Origin of the sequence: Gelidibacter sp. (assembly GCF_035577925.1) — a bacterium.
GTDB lineage: Bacteria > Bacteroidota > Bacteroidia > Flavobacteriales > Flavobacteriaceae > Gelidibacter.
In genome coordinates this window covers 1-1,769 of the sequence record NZ_DATJCY010000399.1, presented here as the reverse complement: position 1 = coordinate 1,769, position 1,769 = coordinate 1, and the positions used below count along the sequence as shown (strand labels likewise).

The window sequence follows — 1,769 nt, the reverse complement described above, 5'->3', positions numbered from 1 at the left end:
AAGGGAGAATTGGGTATTATGTGAGGTGTCCAAGAATGTTTGTTACAATTTCACCAATAGATTTAGTTTTTATAAAGAATCTTATGCCTAATATAATATTAAATGTTGATGATTTTAGAAATCATGATCATCCAAGTATGGTTTTTATTTTTATAGAGGACATAGAAAATTAGGCATACATTTTTTGGTATGGTATTTATATAATTAACTGGTAAAGCTGTTTTTAATTATATAATTGATGAAGAATGATAAACTTCGATAATATATTTTTGATCATCTTATATTTTGTTATCGGTTTACCTGGAGCTATTATTAGGTTTATTTATTTTAATATAGCAACAATGCTTAAAATTAATGGCGATGTTAATTTTAAGAAATTATGGTCTAAGGATGAAATCTCCAATTTATTCTTACATCCATATAATTTAATAATAGGTGTTGTTGCGTTTGTGGTTATTCTGATTGTAAGTTAAGATTGGACATTTATAAGGTGGTGTTCTCAAGGAATATCTCATCTACAAGCAGGGGAGCACTCGCCGTTACCAGCAGAACTGACTATTATCCCGGTAATATGGCCATACCAAACGGAATATCGTTGGGGCCATAGGTAAAAAGAGTATATTTGATAAGGGTCTATAACTTACTATTGGTATAGTTCATTGGTTCTATATAATTGTTGATTCTAATTATCAAAAAAATGCTAAAAAAATTCTATAAAATATTAATATTAGCAATTCTTTCTTTATTCTTGAATTCTTGTGGAATTGGTAAATTGGTTACGGAAAAAAATTATACGTACATTCCAAAAAGCGAAATTGATATTGAGAATTTGGGAAATGGAAAAGTTCTTTTCTTTAATGGTGACTATTATTGCCCTGTGGTGGAATGTGGATGGACAACTAAAATGAATGTGCATTTCAACGATGTGTCTTTTGGACAAATTAATTATGGAGAATATTTCATTATGGAAATTGAAGAAGGTGAATATAATGTTGAGCTAAAACATTGGGATGCTATTAATATGAAGAGTAAACATAAAATAATAATTGACGCTGATACGAAAGTTATAAAACTAAAACCAACAGCTTTCTCTAATGACATTCAAATAGTGAATAAACTACCAAATGGATTTGAGCTATTTAATCAACTAATTCCGTAAATAAAACCCAATAGCTAACATTGATAGTATATCCAAATTGATTTCAAAATGAATAAAAAATATAACCTGTTTTCTTTAATAATTTTAGTTTTGTTTTCGGCCATAGTCGTTTTTCTAGGGATTAGGAGTAAGCGATTGGCATTAAGCCAAAATTTTAATGGAGTGGTCCAAAAAGTATCCTATTACGGCGGGAAAAGGGATGCGAAAGTAAAGTTAAACGATGGACAATCTTATTTACTTGACTTGTACGTCGTGAAGGAAGATGGTAATGTTAAAGTGGGGGACTCTTTGTTCAAGAGAAAAGGTGAACTTGATTTATATCATTTTAAAAAGAATTCCGAGGGACATTATCAATTATATAAAATGCATAGTTATAGTTCGTTTTTTGATTAGACTCCTATGCGGGTAATTTTTAGATGCTAAACCATTAATTCGATGAAAAACTGAACACTAATGAAATATTTTTTAGTTATATTATTATTGATAAGCTGTAATTTTAATAGAAAAGAATTGCCTGTAAAAGAAGTTCTAAATACGGACAATATCATATCAATATTCAAGCAAGAAAAAATATCTTCTGAAATAAAGTCTTTTGTCTCTTCGTATCCAT

The 1,769-nt window shown here is 29.1% G+C and carries 3 protein-coding genes; 2 read left to right on the top strand and 1 reads right to left on the bottom strand.

Features of this window, described 5'->3' with window-relative positions:
* Positions 1-697: 697 nt before the first annotated feature.
* A complete protein-coding gene (locus VNJ50_RS15035) occupies positions 698-1,159 on the top strand; it encodes a hypothetical protein (RefSeq protein ID WP_325583112.1) in 462 nt (153 codons plus the stop codon).
* A 48-nt stretch (positions 1,160-1,207) separates the two neighbouring features.
* On the top strand, positions 1,208-1,552 hold the full coding sequence (locus tag VNJ50_RS15030) for a hypothetical protein (RefSeq protein WP_325583111.1): 345 nt from the start codon (positions 1,208-1,210) through the stop codon (positions 1,550-1,552).
* A gap of 26 nt (positions 1,553-1,578) precedes the next feature.
* Here the strand turns inward: VNJ50_RS15030 and VNJ50_RS15025 are convergent.
* The coding region (locus tag VNJ50_RS15025; protein WP_325583110.1) for a hypothetical protein at positions 1,579-1,769 on the bottom strand (191 nt) is incomplete at its 5' end.